The organism is Blastopirellula sp. J2-11 (assembly GCF_024584705.1).
GTDB lineage: Bacteria > Planctomycetota > Planctomycetia > Pirellulales > Pirellulaceae > Blastopirellula.
This window is the reverse complement of record NZ_CP097384.1, coordinates 4310151-4330142: the sequence shown is the minus strand read 5'-3', so window position 1 is coordinate 4330142 and position 19992 is coordinate 4310151. Positions and strand designations below refer to the sequence as shown.

The 19992-nt window shown below is 56.2% G+C and carries 16 protein-coding genes; 11 read left to right on the top strand and 5 right to left on the bottom strand.

Features of this window, described 5'->3' with window-relative positions; translation table 11 throughout:
• On the bottom strand, positions 1 to 3369 hold the full coding sequence (gene ileS / locus M4951_RS17115) for an isoleucine--tRNA ligase (protein ID WP_262022862.1): 3369 nt from the start codon (positions 3367 to 3369) through the stop codon (positions 1 to 3).
• A gap of 173 nt (positions 3370 to 3542) precedes the next feature.
• The gene (locus M4951_RS17110; protein WP_262022861.1) at positions 3543 to 4862 is read right to left on the bottom strand and encodes a PQQ-binding-like beta-propeller repeat protein; all 1320 of its coding nucleotides are present in this window, start codon (positions 4860 to 4862) and stop codon (positions 3543 to 3545) included.
• Between the two features lie 277 nt (positions 4863 to 5139).
• On the opposite strand from M4951_RS17110, the gene M4951_RS17105 reads away from it, so the two are divergent.
• Positions 5140 to 6423 carry a leucine-rich repeat domain-containing protein gene (locus M4951_RS17105; protein WP_262022860.1) on the top strand — a complete coding sequence of 428 codons (1284 nt, stop codon included), beginning with the start codon at positions 5140 to 5142 and terminating at the stop codon, positions 6421 to 6423.
• A 67-nt stretch (positions 6424 to 6490) separates the two neighbouring features.
• Here M4951_RS17105 and M4951_RS17100 read toward each other — a convergent pair whose 3' ends face one another.
• From M4951_RS17100 to ribA, 3 genes are all read right to left on the bottom strand, one after another.
• Complete coding sequence (locus M4951_RS17100; RefSeq protein WP_262022859.1) at positions 6491 to 6958, bottom strand: hypothetical protein; 468 nt, start codon at positions 6956 to 6958, stop codon at positions 6491 to 6493.
• Positions 6959 to 7308: 350 nt separating this feature from the next.
• A complete protein-coding gene (locus M4951_RS17095) occupies positions 7309 to 8385 on the bottom strand; it encodes a hypothetical protein (RefSeq protein WP_262022858.1) in 1077 nt (358 codons plus the stop codon).
• A 156-nt stretch (positions 8386 to 8541) separates the two neighbouring features.
• On the bottom strand, positions 8542 to 9747 hold the full coding sequence (gene ribA, locus M4951_RS17090; RefSeq protein WP_262022857.1) for a GTP cyclohydrolase II: 1206 nt from the start codon (positions 9745 to 9747) through the stop codon (positions 8542 to 8544).
• Between the two features lie 181 nt (positions 9748 to 9928).
• Between ribA and M4951_RS17085 the strand changes: the two genes are divergently transcribed.
• From M4951_RS17085 to groES, 10 genes are all read left to right on the top strand, one after another.
• Positions 9929 to 10765, top strand: coding sequence for an alpha/beta hydrolase (locus M4951_RS17085; RefSeq protein WP_262022856.1), 837 nt, complete (start codon positions 9929 to 9931; stop codon positions 10763 to 10765).
• 25 nt (positions 10766 to 10790) lie between these two features.
• Entirely contained in the window at positions 10791 to 11663 is an 873-nt protein-coding gene (locus M4951_RS17080) for a hypothetical protein (RefSeq protein ID WP_262022855.1), read from the top strand.
• Between the two features lie 237 nt (positions 11664 to 11900).
• Complete coding sequence (locus M4951_RS17075) at positions 11901 to 12365, top strand: CBS domain-containing protein (protein ID WP_262022854.1); 465 nt, start codon at positions 11901 to 11903, stop codon at positions 12363 to 12365.
• A gap of 132 nt (positions 12366 to 12497) precedes the next feature.
• Complete coding sequence (locus M4951_RS17070) at positions 12498 to 14363, top strand: 2-oxoacid:acceptor oxidoreductase subunit alpha (protein ID WP_262022853.1); 1866 nt, start codon at positions 12498 to 12500, stop codon at positions 14361 to 14363.
• A gap of 68 nt (positions 14364 to 14431) precedes the next feature.
• Positions 14432 to 15451, top strand: a complete 1020-nt coding sequence (locus M4951_RS17065; protein WP_262022852.1) for a 2-oxoacid:ferredoxin oxidoreductase subunit beta — start codon at positions 14432 to 14434, stop codon at positions 15449 to 15451.
• 17 nt (positions 15452 to 15468) lie between these two features.
• On the top strand, positions 15469 to 15993 hold the full coding sequence (locus M4951_RS17060) for a CBS domain-containing protein (protein WP_262022851.1): 525 nt from the start codon (positions 15469 to 15471) through the stop codon (positions 15991 to 15993).
• Positions 15994 to 16124: 131 nt separating this feature from the next.
• Positions 16125 to 17114, top strand: a complete 990-nt coding sequence (locus M4951_RS17055; protein ID WP_262022850.1) for a hypothetical protein — start codon at positions 16125 to 16127, stop codon at positions 17112 to 17114.
• Positions 17115 to 17279: 165 nt separating this feature from the next.
• Entirely contained in the window at positions 17280 to 17483 is a 204-nt protein-coding gene (locus M4951_RS17050; protein ID WP_262022849.1) for a hypothetical protein, read from the top strand.
• Between the two features lie 392 nt (positions 17484 to 17875).
• A complete protein-coding gene (gene groL, locus M4951_RS17045) occupies positions 17876 to 19582 on the top strand; it encodes a chaperonin GroEL (RefSeq protein WP_410050396.1) in 1707 nt (568 codons plus the stop codon).
• A 69-nt stretch (positions 19583 to 19651) separates the two neighbouring features.
• Positions 19652 to 19957: a co-chaperone GroES gene (groES, locus tag M4951_RS17040; RefSeq protein WP_040352885.1), complete on the top strand. Its 306-nt coding sequence runs from the start codon at positions 19652 to 19654 to the stop codon at positions 19955 to 19957.
• Positions 19958 to 19992 lie beyond the last annotated feature (35 nt).

Here is a 19992-nt window from a genome sequence, read left to right as displayed (position 1 = left end):
TTAAACCTTCTTCACGAACAGCTTCGCCGCAAAATCTCCAATCTCACACTCGATCGTCGTGGCGCCGGACAAGGCTTTCAAAACGAGATTTTTTCCCAGCGTTTCGCCGGTGATGTACGCGCCGTTTTCGGTCAGCGCCGCAGTCAGCTCGTCGGCGTCGGTCACGACGCCGATTTCGATCCGGTCGGTATAGGCCAGGTCCATTTCTTTGCGTTGATCTTGGATCAAGCGAACCAGGTCTTTGCAGTACCCTTCACGCAGCAACTCCGGCGTCAGCTCTTTGTTGAGCACCACGACGCACATTTTCCCTTGTGCGGCGGCCCAGCCGGGCTTCGCTTGTAGGCGAACTTGGATATCTTCGCCGTCCAACTCGATCGCTTGGCCGCCCACCTCCAGCGTGATCTTGCCGTTGGATTCCAACTGCGACAACAACTCGCCTCCGTCCGCTTTCGCCAACGCGCCTTTGACCTGCGGTAACAGTTTGCCGATTTTCGGACCGAGTCGCTTGAAGTTCGGCTGCACTTGATAGTCGATGTATTTTTGACCTTCTTGCGTGAACTGGACTTCTTTGACGTTCAGTTCTTCGCGGATCAAGCCGCCATGCGATTCGAGCCAATCTTGATGCGTCGCGTCGGCTAGCACGACTTCGACCAGCGATAATGGTTGGCGAACCTTCAGCTTCTCGTCCATGCGGGCCTTGCGGCCGAGGGACGAGATCTCACGGATTAAGTTCATGCGCGTCGACAGCTGGCGGTCGACCGCCGTTTCGTCCGCTGTGGGGAAGTCGCACAAGTGGACGCTTTCGATCGCGCGATCTCCAAAGACGCCGGCGAGACTGCGCCATAATCCTTCGGCCAAAAACGGCGTGAACGGCGCGATCAGCTTGCAGGTGGTGATCAAACATTCGTAAAGCGTCCAGTAAGCGTCCTGCTTCTCGGGCGACTCTTTGTCGCCGCTCCAGAAGCGATCGCGACTGCGGCGTACGTACCAATTGCTCAATGCGTCGACAAAGCTGGTCAACGCTCCGCACGCGCCGTAGTTGTCGTACGCGTCCATCCGCTCGACGACCGTCGCGATCGCCTGATTTAATTCGCTGAGGACCCAACGATCCAGCTCGCTGCGCTCGGCGGCAGGACGATAGCCTTTCGCGCCGGCAAAGTCGATAGACGACAATTGACCTGCTTGGCCGGTCAACGCTTGCTCAGGCTGGAAGCCGTCGATGTTGGCGTAGATCGTGAAGAAACTATAGACGTTCCAGAGCCGCAGCAGGAACTCGGGGATGCTGTCTTTGATCGATTGTTCGTTGTAGCGGATCGACGTCCACGGCGGCTGATTGGCGAACAGATACCAGCGCAGCGCGTCGGCGCCATACTTGTCGAAGATCTCGTTCGGCTCGCGATAGTTTCGCTTGCTCTTAGACATCTTCTGGCCATCTTCGCCCAGCATCAGGCCAAGCACGATGCAGTTTTTGAAGGGATGCGGATATTCATGCCGCACCGTTTGACCGTCGCCTCCCTTGCCGAACAGCAGCGTGCTGATCGCCAATTGGCTATAGAACCAGCCGCGCGTCTGGTCGATCGCTTCGCTGATAAAGTCTGCCGGAAACTGGTCTTCAAACCGGTTGGCGTTTTGATGCGGATAGCCCCACTGTGCAAACGGCATCGCGCCGGAGTCAAACCAGCAGTCGATCACTTCGGTGACCCGCTGCATCTTCGCCCCAGGGGCGAAGGGAGAATCGTAGGTGATCGCGTCGATGTACGGCTTGTGGATCTTCAGATCGTCGACCAGTTTGGGATTTTTTTTCTTGGCCGCTTCCCAAACTTCAAAGCCGGTTGCGCCCGGCTTCGCTTCTAGCTCGGCGTAGCTGGCGACCGCTTCGGCTTGACCCGTTTCTTCGCAAACCCAGATCGGCAGCGGAGTTCCCCAATAGCGTTCGCGCGACAGCGCCCAGTCGACGTTTGATTCGAGAAAGTTGCCGAAGCGCCCGTCGCGGATATGATCCGGCAGCCAATTGATCTGCTGATTGTTCGCCACCATTTCATCTTTGAACTGCGTCGTGCGGACGAACCAGCTCTTCCGCGGATACTGGATGAGCGGATCTTCGTCTGCACGCCAGCAGAAGGGATAGTCGTGCAGATATTGATCGAGCAAAAAGAGCCGACCCCGCGTTTTCAGCTCATGGGCGATGTCTTTGTCGGCCTCTTTGACCCAGCGACCTTGGTAGTTGGGCGCTTCGTCAGTGAACTTGCCGTCGGGACCAACAGCGCAGATCAATTCGGGGCCTTCGCCCGGTGCGAAGCGATCTTGCTCTTCTTTCAAAACGTCATAGTCGACTTCGCCAAACGCCGGCGCTTGATGGACAACGCCGGTTCCGCTGTCGGTCGTCACAAAATCGGCAGCGACCACGCGCCATGCGATGTGCTGCTTGGTTTTGGCGTCGTCGGCCAACGTTCCTTGCGTGTCGCCCAGATCTTTGTAGTAGTAGTCAAACGGCGGCAGATAACGTTTGCCCAACAAGGTCGCGCCTTGGCAAGTCGCGATCGTCTTCCAGTTCTTCTTCGTTTTGGTCGCCAACGGTTCGACCAGTGCGGTCGCTAAGATCAGATGCTCGCCGGTCTCTTCATCTTCGACGGTCGAGTACTCAAGCTCCGGATGCACGGCGGCGAACTGATTGCTCGGCAACGTCCAAGGAGTTGTCGTCCAGACCAGCAGTGCGGTCTTGGGGTCTTCGATCAGTGGGAAGCGAACATAGACGCTGGGGTCGGCGACTTCGCGATATCCTTGGCCGACTTCGCCGCTGGAAAGCGCCGTTCCTCCTTGAGCCCACCACCAGACAATCTTGTGACCTTGGTAAAGGAGGCCGCGATCGTAGAAGTTCTTCAGCGCCCACCAGACGCTTTCGACATAGCTTTGATGGTAGGTGACGTAAGCTTCGTCCAACTTCAACCAAAAGCCGAGACGTTCGGTCAGGCGTTCCCACTCTTGCATGTAACGCCAAACGCTGGCCTGGCACTTGTGGATGAACGGTTCGATGCCGAAATTTTCGATCTCTTCCTTCGAGTGGATTCCCATCTCTTTGCAGACTTCGACTTCGACCGGCAGCCCGTGCGTGTCCCAGCCTGCTTTGCGCTCGCAGTAGTATCCCTTCATCGTGCGATAACGGGGGAAGACGTCTTTGATCGCGCGGGTCAGGCAGTGACCAGGATGCGGCATGCCGTTGGCGGTGGGAGGTCCTTCGTAGAAGACAAATTTGGGACCGTCACGCCGCGCGTCGAGCGATTTTTCGTAGATCTTCTGCGACTTCCAGAAATCCAGAACTTCGGCTTCCAGTTGGGGGAACTGCACGTTTTGTTGGTTTTCAGGAAACATGTCGCAGCATTCGGTTTAAAGTCAAGCGATCGAACGACTTGGGATAGAACGCCCCAAGCAAACCAGCGATTTTCCCCTAGAAGCGCCAAAAATGGAATGCCCCCGCCGGAAAGGTCTTCCGCCAGGGGCATTAGAGGGTTACTTCAGTAACGCGGTTCGCGCGATCAGGCAGACTATTCGGCCGCCAGATCCACGCAGACAAGCTCTTTGTCATTACGGAGATAGGCCGATTGGTTGGCGTAGGCTGGATGGCTCCAAACCACGTCGCGGCCGAACGCATTGTTGGTCGGTTCCAAGATGTGAGCGCGGTTGATTTCGGCATAACCCTCTGGCGTCAGGTCGGCGAAGATCAAGTCGCCGGTTTCGCTGGCCAAAATGAAGCGATCGCCGGCCTCGCCCAACTTCACTAAGAAGGCGGTCGCATGTTTGGGGCGCCGCTCGGGCGAAGTCGGCTTTTGCGTTTCCCAGAGTCGCTCCCCATCTTCAACTTTAGCCGCCATCAGTGCGCCGCTGATTCCATCCACGCCGTAGATTGTCTTGGGGGTCATGATCGGAGGAGCGTTGGCGGTCGCAATCGAAGATTTCCCGGTTCCGCGCCACACAACTTCGGCGCCGGGTTCTTCGGTCAGTTTCAGCATCACGCTGGTGTCGGAATATCCGCCGGCAAAGAGCATGTCACCCATCAAGCGGGGAGGCGAAATCGACATCGCGTACGACGGTTCCAACGAAACTGTCCAATAAACTTCGCCGGTCGCCGGATTCAAGCTGTTCAGGGAAAGGGGGTGCCAGATCAGCAGTTGCTGTTTGCCACCAAACTCGATCATCGTCGGCGGGCAATAGCCCTGCGACGTGGAAGAAAGGGCTCGCCACAATTCTTTCCCACTATTCTTGTCGAACGCGACCGCGATCGAACCCTCACCGCCCACCAGGCAATAGAGCGTATCGCCATCGACAAGCGGTGCGGCCGAATAGCCCCAAAACGGCGCGTCGCACTTGTATTCTTTACGCAGCTCTTTTTTCCAGACGACGGCGCCATCTTTGGCGTTGAAACAGATCAAGTCTCCCTCGGCGCCCAAAGTGTAAACCTTATCGCCGTCGACGGTCGGTGTTGCCCGCGGACCGGCGCCATAGCTGATGCTGTAATTGCGAGGATACTCATATTTCCAAACTTCTTTGCCGCTATCGGCGTCCAAACAAAGCACCCGTTCGACGCCGGTCAAAACGTCCGGACCGCCAGCGTTGTTGGTGATGTCGCCTGACTTCTTCACATAGTCAGTTAGATAAACGCGGCCATCCGCAACCGCCGGTCCCGAGTAGCCGTAGCTGACCGGGACGCGCCATTTGATCTTGGCGCCAGTATCAGGAAATTGGGTGACGACGCCGCTTTCGCGCCAAATACTATCTCGCTGCGGACCGAGCCATTGCGGCCAATCCGCCGCCGAGATGGGGGAAACCGTCAGGGCCAGCAGCATCAACGAAGCGGACCGAATCATGAGCAAATTCCTGCAGCTTGGGGGGGCAGTTCGGAAGCGGATTGCGTCGCTTGGCGGCGCATTTCTGGGTTGGATGTCACGGACTGCCCCTACGTCACATGAACTTTGAGAATTACGCGCGGAGATTCGACCTGTTACGAAATTCTCACGGGCGAAGTTGGTTTTTCCGCAAATGTCGGCTGGGGGTACGCTCGTTGCGAGTCTTCGCTATTCGCCGTAAAATAAGCGGTTTTGACACGCTTCGTTCCCCTACACCTGATCAGAGGATGCTCGCCTAATGCGATTTTTGCCCGCCTGGCTCGCCGTTCTGTTGTTGGTATTTACCACCGGATGTCCGAAGTCGACTCCGCAGACTCCTGCCAAAGTCGAGCCTGAGAAGGTCGAACCGGACGACGCCGCAGCGGTCGCCGCCCTCGAGGAGTTGGGGGGGCGATTGACCAAAGATGATCGGGGAGTCGTCACCGTCGCTGATCTGTCGGTCTCTTCGTTCAGTGATGAGCAACTGGAGCCGTTGTCGAAACTGAAGCATGTCAAAATTTTGAAAGTCTACGGCGCCGACGTGACGGACAAGACGATCGACAATCTCTTGCAGATGAAAGACCTACGCGATTTTAGCGCCGCGAACACAACGATCTCCGACGCCGGTATCGAAAAGCTGGTGGCGCTCAAGAATCTTTCAGTGTTGCAACTGCGTCGCACGAATATCAGTAACAAGTCGTTGGAATACATGCTGCAGTTGCCCAAGCTGCGTTATCTTGACCTACGCTATGACGACATCACGGACGCCGGCATGGAGACCATCGCCAAGATGCCCAATATGGAAGTCTTGCGTCTGGAAGGCGCGATCGTCGGCGATGAAGGACTGGCTCACCTGACCGACTTGTCCAAGCTGAAATTTTTGAACATTCGCGGCACCAATGTTACCGACGCCGGCTTCAAGTCGATCTCGAAATTGACCAATCTCGAAACCCTGGAGACCAACGGTACGGCGTTGACGACCGAAGGGATGGAGTATCTGGCGCCGCTAACCAAAATCAAAACCTTGGAACTGATGCGAGCCCAAGTCAAAGACGGCGGTTTCGTTCACTTGAAAGAGATGAAGCAGCTAGAGAATCTCATGTTGCGTCAGACGCGCGTCTCCGGAGCGGGGATGGAAAACCTGATCGGCATCGATACGCTCAAGTCGCTTGACGTCAGCGAAACGCCGTTTGGCGATGATGGCCTGATTCATGTTGGCAAGTTCAAGAATCTGGAAAAGCTCAATCTGTGGTTCACCAAAGTGACGCCGGATGGTTTGCCGCACATTAAAGACCTGACCAACATGAAGACGCTGGTCCTTGACTATCAAGGGATCACCGACGATTCGTTGGAAAACCTGGTCGGCATGCAAAAACTGCAGACACTGTCGCTCAAAGACAACGACATGATCACCAACGAGTCGATCAAGTATCTGAAGCAATTGAAGGGGCTGAAGAAAATTTCGATCACCTTCACACAGATCGACAGCCGCGGCGTCGCCGAGTTGAAAAAAGAGATCCCCGGTCTCGAAGTCGAACTTTAAAGTGATCGTAGGACAGGCCGTGCCTGCCCTACGATCTTTTTTCATGCGCATGGCGCTTCGTCGTCGATTATAGATCGGCGATTCCGCCTGGGAACGGGCAGGGCGCCGTATCCAAGAAACGTCCGCCGTTGTCGTACCATCCTTGCTTGGTGTAGCGGCACCAAGTGAGATCCACCAGGAAACTGGCGGAGTAACCATTGGGGGTCTCTACCGTCACAATGACCCGGCGATGCGTAATCGGTTGTTGGTGATAGAAATCAAGCCCTCGTTCGGTCAAAGTCTTGCCGACAACCACCACGGTCTGTTCGATCAAGGGTTGGCCGGTACGATCTACCGGCGTCAGGTAGAGCAAGTTCGGAAAAGGATAGCGCTGATCACGACGCCGATCGGCATAGGCGAGCCGCGTCCCTTTTCCCGTGGCGCCGATGATCGACCTTACCTGCACGCGAACTTCATCCTCGTGCTCATTCAAGTTCACTTTGAGCGGTGCAGAAGTAAACGTAGACGTCGAAAGATCGGAAGTCGACAGTTCCATGGTTCTATTGGCTCTCCACGATTCATGTAAATCGTCGCACATTCTGCCCTCTAGCATGTGCCGCGACTCACGAAGGATGAGTATTCAGCAGATCGTCAACGCTCTACTAACCAAGGTGGACAGCTAGCGAGCGCACCGCGGTAGGTGAATTGGCGGGGAGAGTAGTGAGGAAGTGACAAGTGGATGGAGATGAGTGACGATGCGATCGCAACGGAGCGATCGACGCCGTATTGTCGAAGTCGCCGCGATGGCGGCGGTTGGATTGCCGATTACGATTGGCGCTGGATACGCCTACAGATCAATGGATAGGTTGAAATCGACCGGTAAGCAAATAACGAATGCCGATATTTTTACGTTGCGGCCGGTGATCGTAACAATCGTTGCAACCGGACCGAGGCGCGCCAGTCGTTTTGAAATTCGACTTTGGCCGTCGCCAGCACGCGTTGGGCTTCGTCGGCGCTGCCTGCTTTCACCAGCGACGTGAGCCAGGCTTCGTAGACTTCAAAGCGAAGCTGCAACTGATATTGCGGATCATCGAGCACGGCAGCTTCCAGCGCGCCGGAGAACTGTCCCGAGGCCAATGTCGAACGGACTTTCAAGATCCGGATATGCCGACGATTAGCCAACAGCGGGCCGTAGTTGGGCGCCGATTGCGCCACTTCGTCCAGCAATCGCTCGGCCTGTTCGTATTGGGATTGTTGCGCCAGTTCGACGGCCCAGTTGTTTTTTGCGGCCAGCAAGTTTTGTGCGGCGGCGGCATCGCTGGGATCAAGAGCGAGCGTTTGATTCAGCAACTCAACCGCAACAGAGAAGTTGCGTTGCTCCAAATGATCGACGGCGCGATTGTAGTACAGCTTGGCGACCAACGCTTGTCGCGACAGCGGTGCGGCGGCCGAGCCGGCTTCGATGCCGGGGGCTTCGCGGCGCATCGCTTCGGAGAGTTCAAACCACTGGGGGCAAGTCGACTCGATGTCGATCGGCTGAGCGGAGTTGACTTGGCACCAGACATGCCCTTCGATTTGGCGGGCAATCACCGGCAAATCCAGCGAATCGGCGAGCGCGACATACAAAATGGTGCCGCTGACGCAGTTGAAATCGCCGCCAGACAGGGCGCTGGAAATGGCCGAAGCTTTGGCGTCGAAACGCCCGGTGAGGATTTCGCGATGGAGCGCGTGAAACAGCCAGACGGCGCGATCTTCCAACAACAACTCGGTCCAGTCGTCCGGACGCTGGCTCTTGATCTGCTCCCGCAAAAATTGAAAGCGAGCGACCACTTCCGCCGACTTGGAGGGGCTGGCCTCTTCCTCCGCTTCGGCCGCTGCGGCGATCAACGCGCGGCCCATATCAAGGGCTGGCGGCTCAGTGCGAACCGCGGCGCTGGCGATCGAACCGACGGCGGTTAGCAGCAGGAGGGAAAGAGTACGCATCGCAAATGCCAAATCGGGAAGGGAAGGAAGCGTCCTACCCCAACTATGCGATGCAAAATCACCACGCGCCGCCGCCGATGTCCTCTTTTCGCAACGTTTTCGTTGACGCAATCGCTGCGATCCGAATCTTTGTTGCGACCGGCGCTGGAGCCGAAGCTACGGGAGGGTGTGACCCATTTTGTCCCGTTTGGTCGCGAGATATTTCTCGTTGAACTCATTGACCGGCGACGCCATCGGGACTTGATCGACGACTTCCAGGTCGAATCCGCCGTAGATAAATGCGTCGGTTTTTTTCGGGTTGTTGGTCAGCAGGCGGATTTGACGGAGGCCGATGTCTTTCAAGATCTGAATGCCGATGCCGTAGTCGCGCATGTCGGCTTTAAAACCGAGAGCATGATTCGCTTCGACCGTATCGAGTCCGTGATCTTGCAGTCCATAGGCGCGAATCTTTTGGGTTAGTCCGATGCCGCGTCCCTCTTGCGGCAAGTAGACCAGCGCTCCGTGACCTTCTTTGCTGATCGTCTCCAGCGCCATCTGCAATTGATCCCCGCAGTCGCAGCGGAGCGAACTGATCAAGTCGCCGGTAAAGCAGCTCGAATGCAGCCGAACCAACGGTCGTTCTTGCTTCTCAGGCTCACCGAAGATCAAGACGACCGGCTCTTGCGTTTCGTATTCGACGGAATAGACGATGATTTTGAATTGGCCATATTTGGTCGGCAAATCGGCTTCGGCGGCGCGCGAGACTAGTTTTTCGTTCACGCGGCGGTGGGCGATCAATTGCTCGATCGAAATGATTTCGAGCTTGAACTTCTCAGCCAATTCGATCAGTTGATCTCGATCGGCGCGATCGCCGGCTTCGTCCAGGATCTCGCACAGCACGCCGGCCGGACGAAGTCCCGCCATGCGGGCCAGATCGACCGAGGCCTCGGTGTGCCCGGCGCGACGCAGCACGCCCCCTTCTTTCGCCAACAGCGGGTAGACGTGCCCAGGCCGCACAAAATCGTCGACCGTGGTCTGCGGATCGGCCAGCGCCTGGATGGTGTCAGAGCGCTCTTTGGCGGTGATGCCGGTTTTGCTGGTGTGATGATCGACCGGCGTGATGAACGAGGTTTGCAGCGGCGCGTTGTTCGTTTCGACGATCGGGTGCAGATCCAACCGCTGGCAGACATCTGGCAAAATCGGTGCGCACAGCATTCCGCGGCCATGCGTGATCATAAAATTGACCGACTCCGGCGTAATCTTCTCGGCCGCAGCGACAAAGTCCCCCTCGTTTTCGCGGTCTTCCGCATCCACAACGATCACTATTTCGCCACGGCTGATCGCGTCGACCGCCGATTGAACCGATGAAAAACGATGGGACACGCTAGTTACCTAAGGTTGGAATCGTCAAAAGAATCGCGTTTGCGGGATGGGCTTCGCTTCAAAATATGCGATGCCTGGGACGCAAAACCGTTACGTCTTCGCTTGCCTGCGGTTAATAATAGCGTCAGGCGAACTTACCTGTGCATTATAGGCGAATCGCTGCAATAGGGAGTCGTGCAGAATGAACCGAGGGAAGATGGTTGCGATTTTGGCTTTGGCGAGCCTCTTTTTCGGAAAAATCGCCCAAGCCGAACAACCCATACAAATTATTACGGACGTCGTTTACGCTTCCCCTGGGGGGGAGGATTTGAAGGTCGATCTCTATCTACCGCAGGGCGATGGTCCTTACCCCGGCGTTTTGATGGTCCACGGAGGCGCCTGGTTGGCAGGGGATCGGAGCCGGATGGCGATTCATGCGCTGCAATTGGCCCGACACGGCTACTGCGTCGCGTCGATCGGCTATCGCTTGGCGCCAGCCCACAAATTTCCTGCTCAGCTAGAAGATTGCCGAATGGCGCTGGCCTGGCTTCGTGATCATGCGGACCAGTATCACATCGATCCGAAGCAGATCGTCGGCTACGGCTACTCGGCCGGCGCCCAGTTGATTTGCTTGACCGCAATGACGGCGACCGACCCGGCGCAAGGACTTTGTGCGGTGGTCGCAGGGGGAACGCCGTGTGATTTTACGCTCGAGCCGCTCACCAGCGCACGTCTCGCCTACTTTCTGGGCGGGACCCGCGCGGCGGTTCCCGACGTCTATCGTCAGGCCTCTCCCGCCAAGTTTGTCTCGACCAAATCGCCGCCGATGTTCTTTTTTCATGGAACCGCCGACAGTCTTGTTCCCTTGGCCGGCGTGAAGGCGATGTGCAAGGCGCTCGATCAAGCTGGTTGCGACGTGCGACTGTGCGAATTAGACCAAGCGAGCCATATCGGTTCGTTCCTGAGTCCCCAGGCACGGCAAGAAGCAGTAAAATTTTTGGATGAAGTGCTGCAGACGACTGCGGCCACCGATCCCTAACGCATTTGTGCGGCCGACCGATCATATGACCCAAACTCCGCTGCTGCCAAGCGAAGAGTACATCGAACAGGCCTTTTTCTTTCAATCGATGCGCGAAAAGATCGAAGAGAACGCGCCGCTGCAAGAGATCTTACAGTCGGTGCGCGAAGAGATCCTTGCGACCACCAAGCTGCCGATGGCGATCGATTTTCTGATGGCCGAACTGCGACATTTGGGTTTGTTTCACTCGGCGATGAAACGTCTATCGCACTATTTCGCACCGTTTCAGACTTTTCTAATCGCCGCGGCGGAAGATGAGCGAGGACGCTTTGACTTTCGCGTCGCGCTCGAAATCTTGAAGCTCGAAGCCGAGTTTCGCGCGGCGGAAGCATCGCCGGCCGCGATGTTCGTCTATCAGTTTGAAGTTCTCTGTCGACATCGTTTGAAGTATGATCCCGGCTTGGACGCGATGGCCGGCGATCCCATCTTTGACGAAAACTGGCGCAGTTTTCTGCAAGCGCTGCGGCGCCGGATCGGCATGATCGATTTGGCTGATCTGATCTATGTGCGGAGCGAGTATTACGTCGAGCAGCAGTCGCTCCGCCGCAAAGCGACCATGCCGGAAGAGCCGCCGATTTTTGGCTCGCGCGAAGGACGTATCGCGCTGGCGAACCGCAAGAAAGATCCCTTATTGCTTTTCTCAGCACTGCAGCGGCAGCTTAAGTACCCGTCGGTTCCAAAGCCGAAAAAACATGTCGAAGCGGATGATCTGGTGCATAATCTCGCCCAGCGGTTGATCGCCGTCGAGCAACGTCTGAAGCTGCTCGAAGAAGATCAAAAAGGCGGGTTCGATCTGAGCAAATTCTACGCCCATCCAGAAGATAAAAACAAACCAACCGACCGCGGTTTGGCAGATTAATTTATGTTAATGGGGTGTTAAATGGGCGGATTCTGCGGTTATGGGCTAGAATGGCGAGTGTTACAATAAACGTTTGAAAGAGGAGAAATGGTCCTGGGAAAATGACAAATGCCGAAATCAGTTTGTGATTCGATTTTCGTGCTTTATTAGGCATTCATACTTCGACATTCGTCATTTGCTTGCAGCCGCATTTCCCTCGCTCGCGCTTCGGGCTACGAAGAGCAAGGGCGGATCACTATGACCAGGTTTCAGTTACACCTCACGACCGAGCCGGTGACGCAACTGCATCCCGACGCTCCGCTCAAGGTCGATGAGTCCGATTCGCTCGCGACCGTCTTACAGAAAATGCGTGAGCAAAAAGTTGGAGCTGTGCTGGTCACCAAAGCGAATCACATGACCGGCATTTTTACGGAGCGAGACGCACTGCAATTGATGGCCCAGCAGGCGGATCTGACAGAGCCGATTTCCAACCGGATGAAACGCAGCGTCGTCTTGGCTCGGCGATGCGAGAACGTCGCGACGGCGATTAAAAAAATGGCGGCCGGCGGTCATCGTCGGTTGCCTTTGGTCGACGCCAACGGTCAGCCGGTCGGCATGATCACCGCAGCCGGCGTGCTGCACTATCTCGTCGAACACTTCCCCGAGGCAGTTTACAACTTGCCGCCGACAGAGCGAAGTTCGGCGGAGCGCGAAGGAGCATAACGGCCAGCAAATCGTATTCTCCGTCAGCGCACATTCTGAGGATTCCGGCGCTTCGCATTTTTGCTTCCGGCGATGCAGAACGGAATAATAACGTGAAGAGGACAACCAACAGGCACAGCGGCAAGGCGAACCATGTCCACTGAATTTGAAAGCGAAACTGATCACTCCAAAGCAGTTTTGAAAATTGAAGAAGCGACCGTCCGCTTTTGCGGCGATTCTGGCGACGGAATGCAACTCGCCGGAACCCAGTTAACCAACACGTCGGCGCTCGCCGGCAACGATGTTGCGACGTTCCCCGACTTTCCCGCCGAGATTCGCGCTCCGCGCGGTACGCTCGCCGGCGTCTCCGGCTTTCAGGTCCATTTCTCTTCGACCGACATTTATACGCCTGGTGAAACGGTCGACGCTCTCATTGCGATGAACCCGGCAGCACTGAAAACGAACATCGCTGACCTCAAGTCGGGGGGCGTTCTGATCGCCAACTCCGACGCGTTTGACAAAAAGTCGCTTGAGCAAGCCGGCTATGACGACAATCCGCTCGAAGACGAGACGCTCGATTCGTATCAGCTTTTTCAGGTTCCGATGACCGACATGACGCGCCGCGCCGTCGAGGGACTTGATCTCAGTCAAAAAGAAGCGGACCGCTGCCGAAACTTTTTCGCCATGGGATTGGCGTTTTGGCTCTATGGACGATCGCTGGAACCGACGCGGCGATTTATCGATCTGAAATTTAAAAAGCTGCCAGGCATCGCCGAAGCGAACCGTCGCGCCCTAACCGCCGGTCGCAACTATGGCGAAACGACCGATGCTTTCGTCAGCTCGTTTTCGGTCGATAAAGCAAAACTGTCTCCCGGCACGTATCGCAATATGACCGGCAACCAAGCGCTGGCTTGGGGACTGATGACGGCGGCTAGATTGAGTGAAAAAGAATTGTTTCTCGGTTCTTATCCGATCACCCCGGCCAGCGATATTTTGCATGAACTGAGCCGCTACAAAAACTTCGGCGTGCGGACGTTTCAGGCCGAAGATGAAATCGCGGCGATCTGCTCGGCGATCGGCGCCGCTTATTCAGGACATATGGCGCTGACCACTTCCAGCGGACCAGGGATCGCACTCAAGGGAGAAGCGATGGGCCTGGCGGTCATGTTGGAATTGCCGCTGCTGGTCGTGAACGTGCAGCGCGGCGGACCAAGCACCGGGCTTCCTACCAAAACGGAGCAAGCGGACCTGTTGCAGGTGATGTTTGGCCGTAACGGCGAATGTCCGATGCCGGTGATATCGGCTCGCAGTCCGGCCGATTGTTTTGAAGTTGCGATCGAAGCTTGGCGCGTCGCCGCGCGATTCATGACGCCGGTCATGATCCTGAGCGACGGCTATTTAGCGAATGGGTCCGAACCATGGCGAATCGTCAACTACAAAGACCTCAAGCCGATTCCGATCACGCATCCCGAAGCGCCGACCAACGGCAAACCGTTCATGGCGTACGAACGTGACGAATTGCTCGCTCGGCCGTGGGCGATTCCCGGTACGCCTGGGTTAATGCATCGCGTCGGCGGTTTAGAAAAAGCGGATGGGACCGGCAACGTCAGCTACGATCCGATCAATCATCAGCACATGACCGACACCCGAGCGCAAAAAGTGGCCAACGTCGCCCAAGTGATCGGCGATCAAGAGGTAATGGGGGATCCGACCGGAGATTTACTGGTGCTTAGCTGGGGCGGACCTTACGGATCCTGTCGCACGGCGGTGACGCGACTGCAAGCCGAAGGGCACAAGGTGAGCCATGCTCATCTTCGTTGGCTCAATCCGTTTCCCGCCAACTTGGGCGAGATCCTACGTCGCTTTAAGAAGGTGCTCATTCCGGAACTGAACATGGGACAACTGTCGATGCTGATTCGCAATCAATTTTTGATTGAGACGATCGGCCTGAACAAAGTGCAAGGCAAGCCGTTTCAGGTCGCCGAGATCATCGACAAAGCGAAAACGTTGTTGCCGTAACGACGCCCCATTTTGATTTCAGAAACGTACAACACAAAGACGAGAAAAATTCTCAAGGAATTTGAATCATGGCTTCCGTCGAACTACCCGTACTAAAGCCTGGCGATTTCGGCAGCGATCAGGATGTTCGCTGGTGCCCTGGTTGCGGCGACTATTCGATTCTCGCGCAGATGAAAAAGGTGATGGCCACTCTGGCGTGGCCGCGTGAGAAAACGGTCTTCGTCTCTGGGATCGGCTGCAGCAGTCGCTTTCCGTACTACATGAACACGTACGGCATGCATAGCATTCACGGACGTGCGCCCGCTTTTGCAACCGGCATCAAGAGCTGTCGTCCCGATCTGCACGTCTTTGTCATCACCGGTGACGGCGACGCGCTCAGCATCGGCGGCAATCACTTTATGCATGTTGTTCGCCGTAACGTAAACTTGAACATTGTTTTGTTCAACAATCGAATTTACGGGCTCACCAAAGGGCAATACTCGCCGACGTCGGAACTGGGCAAGATCACGAAAAGTACGCCGATGGGGGCGATCGACAATCCGATGAATCCCCTTTCGCTGGCGATCGGCTGCGAAGCGACTTTTGTCGCACGATCGATTGATGTGCATATCAAACACTTGGCCGATACGTTGAAGCGAGCCGCCGAACACCCAGGAGTCTCCTTCGTCGAGGTTTATCAAAACTGCAATGTGTTCAACGACGGCGCCTACAAGTACGCGACCGACAAATCGGTGAAGTCGGACAATATCATTGAAATCGAGCATGGCAAGCCGCTGATTTTTGGTAAGAATAGAGACAAGGGGATTCGCTTAAACGGCATGCAGCCAGAAGTGGTCGAACTGGGTAAAGGCATTACCGAAGACGATCTGCTGTTTCATGACGAACTAGCGCCAGAGCCGACGCTCGCCTACTTGCTGAGCCGGATGCGATATCCTGAATTTCCCGAGCCGATCGGCGTGTTGCGTTGCGTCGATGCTCCTCGGTATGACGAACTTTTAAACGAACAGGTCGCTCAAGCACGAGCCGAAAAGGGAGAAGGAGACTTAGATAAGCTCTTTCACTCTGGCGATACCTGGACGGTAACATAGAGAAAGCGGTATAGAATATGATCTGCCAGGCTTGCGGTGCGACCAATTTTGAGGGGGTCGACCAGTGCGAAGCATGCGGACAGCCCCTCTCTCAAGAGGCGGTTTCAAAAAGCAGCGTCGAAGCGGCGCTGCGGCGGGATGTGATTGCGCAGTTGCCGATGCGAACGCCGCTGACTTCCTCGCCAGACGCTCCGTTAGGGGACGTGTTGACTGTCCTATCGACCAACGCGATTGGCGCGGTCGTTATCACGGACGATCATCACCGCCCCATCGGCATCTTTAGTGAACGGGACGCACTGCTTCGTCTTGGTCCAGACTATCGTGACCATCTGACGACGCCGATTTCCCACTTCATGACTCCCGACCCGCAATCGGTCGACAAAAACACGCCGATCACGTTCGCCGTGCACCAAATGGACGTGGGGCACTATCGTCACTTGCCAGTGGTCGACGACGAAGGCCGCGTGAAAGCCGTAATCTCGATCCGCGACTTGCTGCGATATTTGACCGATCGGATTGCCGAAGCGGAACTATCGGGCTAGGGAAGCGCCAAGGAAATTTTCTCGATTCGTTTCGAGTTTTGGTTTATAACGATCTCTGTCCAGAGATGGTCCCGACTTCGTTTGCCTTGCCCGCAAACTTTCCTTCCGCTCAATCTTTTTCGAGTGCCCCCATGCTCCGCTTTCCCCTGCTGCTGGCGATCTGTCTCCTCCCCTCTATGTCGATCGCCCATGCCGAAGATGCGGCTGCGGTTCGCGGCATTACGCCCGGCAAGGTGATTATCCCCACCGAGAAGATGCGCCGGATCTGGGGGGAACTCGTGAGCGTTGATTTGGCGACGCGCACCGGAACATTTCGAGCGGAAGGGGAAGATGCGATCTATAAGTTTGCGGTCATGCCGTATGCCGAGATGTTGCATCACGCGACCAATGGAGCGTTGAGCGATTTTCGGATCGGCGAGCGAGCGATCTTTCGTTTGCATGTCAACGAACAAGGCGAATGGTACTGGCTCACTTATATCCAGGATGAAATGAACATGCTCCGCGGACACAAGGAGTATTACATTGTCGAGAGTCTTGATCCGGAGAAAGGGCGAATCGGTTTTACGTGGGCCAAAGCTGATAAGAGCTTCGTTCGCCAAGAGGGACTCTTTCTGGAAACCGACAAAGAGACCAAGTTTTGGAAAGCGGGCAAACCTGCTTCGTTCGCCGATATCAAGCCTGGAGACCTGCTACGCGCCAAAACGCACGGAATTGGTAAAGGACAAAGCCGCATCGCTTGGCACGTCTTTCTCGACGACGAGAGTCTAGAGGCGTTCCGTGATAAGCAGGTCGCCGTTCATTCGCGGCGAATGGCCCAGGAAGGTTTGCCTGGCTATGTCGATCGGATTGACGGTGGAACGCTGGAGCTTACGTTGTTTCGCGAAGGATCCGAACTCGCCGAGACTTTGTTGACCGGCCGGAAAAAAGCGAAGGCAGCGCCGATCGCGGTGCAAGTTGCGCCGACCGATGCAAGTCTCAAGCCGTCGGCCGCTGCAATCTCGGCCACGGTCGTCACTTGTGAAAAAGCGCCGGGCGCGCTCTACAAGTTGGTGCTGCAAACGACGGCGGATACCAGCAAGTTCCGCGAAAAGGAAGTGGCCCGGGTCTGGGTGAATGAGTAATCGCGCCCTGGGTATCTAGTTGTTCCGCATGCGCCGGTCTTTTCAGCGGCGCCATCTGTAACGGCTCGCTAGCTGCGTAGCATGCTTTTGCCTGCCGCGCTCCGATAAACAGAAAGAGGAAACCGGAATTTCTCTCAGGCGGTCGGTAATGAAGGAATAGAAGCCATGTGGCGATCGTTTTTCTTAGCGGTGGGAATCACGCTGATCATCGTTGGAACTGAATGCTTAGTGGTCGATACCGCCAGCATGATCAGCGAAGGGGGATCGCGCAGCGTCACTCCGCCGGCTTGGGCGCCGTGGAGCATGATGTCGACTGGCGCCGTGGTCATTCTCTATTCGTTCACCATTCCGAAGCGGATGAATACGTAAGCCCAAGACTTCAGGCACGTCGAAAGCCGACTTCGAGAAAAAACGGGGTCAGGTCCGAATTTCGCTGCGAAATTCGGACCTGACCCCGTTTTTTCTTTCCGCTGCCAATTTGGCACAACTCGACAAGTTCTTTGTGCGGGGGCCTGAGTTGCAAAACTTGTTGGATTTGTAACTCCTTTGAGAAAAGCGACTTAGTTAAGTCCTCGACACTTTGGCACAGCGGTTGCTTCTAAGTGGGCGTCGCTTTGACTGGTCTGCCAAACTTGACGTTGGCTGACTCCGCGGAGCGACCAGAACGAGACAATTCATCCCCATCCGCTGATCGATTCCTGTGGCATTTCGGCCCAGACGACAGCGAGAGTCGTTGATTCCACAAGAGGAGGATTCCAAACGTGGCAAAACAGATGGTTTTTGGCGACGAAGCTCGCCAGCCGCTCCTAGACGGCGTAACGAAGCTTGCCCGCGCCGTGAAAAGCACGCTTGGACCGCGCGGTCGCAATGCGGTATTGGACAAAGGTTGGGGTTCGCCGAAGGTAACCAAGGACGGCGTCACCGTCGCCGAGGATATCGACCTGGATGATCCTTACGAAAATCTCGCTTGCCAATTGGTCAAAGAAGCCGCCAGCAAGACGAATGACGTCGCCGGCGACGGCACCACCACCGCTACTGTCTTGGCCGAAGCGATCTATCGCGAAGGTTTGAAGATGCTGGCCGCCGGCGCCGATGCGATGGCTCTGTCGCGCGGTATCGCGAAAGCGGTCGACTCCGTCAGCGAAGCGGTCCGCAAGATGGCCACCAAAATCGACGAGAAGAGCAAGAAAGAGATCGAGCAAGTCGCCACGATCGCCGGCAACAACGATCCGGCGATCGGCAAAGTCTTGGCCGAGGCCTTTCTGAAGGTCGGTAAAGATGGCGTGATCACCGTCGAAGAAGGTCGCGGCTACGAAACGACCGTCGAAGTGGTCGAAGGGATGCAGTTCGATCGCGGCTTTCTCTCGCCCCACTTCGTAACCGACGAAGACGCTCAAACTGTCGAACTGAGCGACGCTTACGTCTTGGTCTTTGAAGAAAAGATCTCGTCGGCCAAAAAGTTGGTGCCGATTCTCGAAGCGGTCAGCAAGGCCAACAAGCCGCTGTTGATCTTGGCCGAAGATATCGAAGGGGAAGCCCTGGCGACGTTGGTGGTCAACAAGCTTCGCGGTATTCTCAACGTCTGTGCCGTCAAAGCCCCCGGCTACGGCGATCGTCGCAAAGCGATGCTGGGCGATATCGCGATTCTCACCGGCGCAACTCCGATCTTCAAGGATCTCGGCATCGATCTGGAAAGCGTCAAGCTGTCTGATCTGGGTCGCACCAAGAAGGTCAAGATCTCGTCGAGCAACACGATCTTTGTCAGCGGCGCCGGCAAGAAGGCCGAGATCGAAGGACGCGTCGATCAGATTCGTCGTGAGATCGAAGCGACCGATAGCGAATATGATCGCGAGAAACTGCAGGAACGTCTCGCCAAATTGGCGGGCGGCGTCGCGCAGATCAACTGCGGTGCGATCACTGAAACCGAGATGAAAGAACGCAAAGACCTGTTGGAAGACGCGAAGAGCGCTACCCAGGCCGCGCTGCAGGAAGGGATCGTTCCCGGCGGTGGCGTCGCTTTGCTGCGTGCCGAAAAGTCCTTGAAGAAACTGGGCTTGGAAGGGGACGAAAAGCTGGGCGCTGACATCATCGCCAAAGTGCTGGAATACCCGCTGCGTACGATTGCAGAAAACGCCGGCGTCGAAGGTTCGGTTGTCGTCAATCGCGTTCGTCAACAGAAGAAGACGAACGAAGGTTACAACGCGGATACCGGAGCTTACGAAGACCTGGTCGAAGCCGGCGTCATCGATCCCGCCAAAGTGGTTCGCACCGCGCTGTTCAACGCCGCGAGCGTTGCTTCGCTGCTGTTGACCACCGACTCGCTAATCACCGAAATTCCTTCGGAAGAAGAAGCGGGCGGCGACCATGATCATCACGATCACGGCGGCATGGGCGGAGGAATGGGCGGCATGGGAGGAATGGGCGGCATGGGCGGCATGGGCGGCATGGGAATGCCGGGCATGATGTAAGCCGATTCGTTTTCTCTCGAGTTACCTCTCCAATACATTCAAAAAAATAAAGACGAAGGATAGACGCATATGGCCAAGAAATTGAAGATTCGCACGCTGGATGACCGCGTCGTCGTGCAACCGTTGGACGCCGAAGAGACGACCGCTGGCGGCATCGTGCTGCCGGGTTCGGCTCAAGAGAAACCGCAACGCGGCACCGTGTTGGCGGTTGGCCCCGGCAAGTTGCTGGATAGCGGCGCCCGCGCTGATTTGTCGGTCGTAATCGGCGATGAAGTGATCTACGGCAAGTACGGCGGCAGCGATATCGAAATCGACGGCGAGGAATACAAGATCCTCCGCGAGAGCGAAATTCTCGCCAAGGTCGTCAACGACTAACTGCCTGTTGGAAAGGGCCATGGTGGCGTTTTCCA